At 34.7% G+C, this 1,262-nt stretch carries 2 protein-coding genes; one reads left to right on the forward strand and one right to left on the reverse strand.

Features of this window, described 5'->3' with window-relative positions:
* Positions 1 to 40 precede the first annotated feature (40 nt).
* Positions 41 to 1,033 (forward strand): DNA cytosine methyltransferase, encoded by a 993-nt coding sequence (locus FTV42_RS17020; protein ID WP_180039264.1) that lies wholly within the window; start codon positions 41 to 43, stop codon positions 1,031 to 1,033.
* A gap of 70 nt (positions 1,034 to 1,103) precedes the next feature.
* Here FTV42_RS17020 and FTV42_RS17025 read toward each other — a convergent pair.
* The coding region (locus FTV42_RS17025; protein WP_180039265.1) for a BrnA antitoxin family protein at positions 1,104 to 1,262 on the reverse strand (159 nt) is incomplete at its 5' end.

Below are 1,262 nucleotides of genomic sequence, written 5' to 3' on the forward strand. Positions count from 1 at the left end.
GATGAAAGCTGTTATACGCAAGTAGAGTTATTACGTACACATGAGTAAATTAAAAGCAGTCTCCCTGTTCTGTGGTTGTGGTGGAACAGATGTTGGTTTAAAAGGAGACTTTGAGTTTTTAGGTCAACATTATTCATCGAATAATGTTGATAGCGTTTTTGCAAACGATATTGAACCAAAAGCCATAGAAATTTTAGAAGCAAATTTCTCATGTCCTACATTTGTAGGTGACATTAAAGCGCTAGACCATAAATCAATTCCAGAACATGATTTACTTACTGGTGGGTTTCCATGCCAAAGCTTTTCAATTGTTGCTCAAAATCCTCCACGCTTAGGGATTAAGGATGAGAAAGGTGAGCTTTTCTTTGAAATGTGCAAAGTTTTGAGAGAAAAGAAGCCATCAGTTTTTATTGCTGAGAATGTGAAAGGAATACTATCAGCAAATAAAAAAGAGGCATTTCCATTGATCTTAGAAGAGTTTAGAAAAAGTGGCTATTACGTTACTTGGAAATTACTAAACTCTGTGGATTTTGGTGTCCCTCAAAAAAGAGAAAGGGTTTTTATTGTAGGTTTTAAAAGTGAAAAACATTTTAAAAACTTTAAATTTCCTATATTGAATAATCTTAAACAGGCAACTTTATCTGATGTTATTTTCCCTGAAAGTGAAATAGATCCTAAATATTATTTCAGTGAAAGAGCTGTTCAGGGGTTATTGAATAGTAATAAGAAAATGAATAAGGGACGTGCTCAGGATATTAATCAGCCATGTAATACTGTTGGAGCACATCTTGCTAAAGTCAGCTTAAATAGTACAGATCCTGTATTGTGTATAGATGGTAAATATAGACGCTTTACTCCAAGAGAAGTTGCTCGTATTCAATCTTTCCCTGATACATTTAAGTTAGTTGGAAGCGATGCAGCCCAATATAAAGCTCTAGGAAACGCTATCCCTCCAGTAATGTTTTGGCATCTAGTGCAAGAAGTAAGAGCTGCTCTAAATGTTGAAAATATTTCATTGAAGGAAGCTGTTTAATTTAAGTTTTCATAAAACTAACATAATACACGTTATACGCAGTCAAAAATGGGAGCCTAAGCTCCCATTTTTATTGATGATTTTTTAATTCTTTTAGCATGGCATCCCGTAAAATTTCATTCATTCGTGTTTGATAGCCTTTGCCTTGAGCTTTAAACCATGCAAGTACATCAGCATCTAAACGAATGGAAGTCTGTTGCTTCACTGGACGATAGAACTGATTTTGGCG

The organism is Acinetobacter sp. YH16052 (assembly GCF_013417155.1).
In the GTDB taxonomy this organism is placed as follows: domain Bacteria; phylum Pseudomonadota; class Gammaproteobacteria; order Pseudomonadales; family Moraxellaceae; genus Acinetobacter.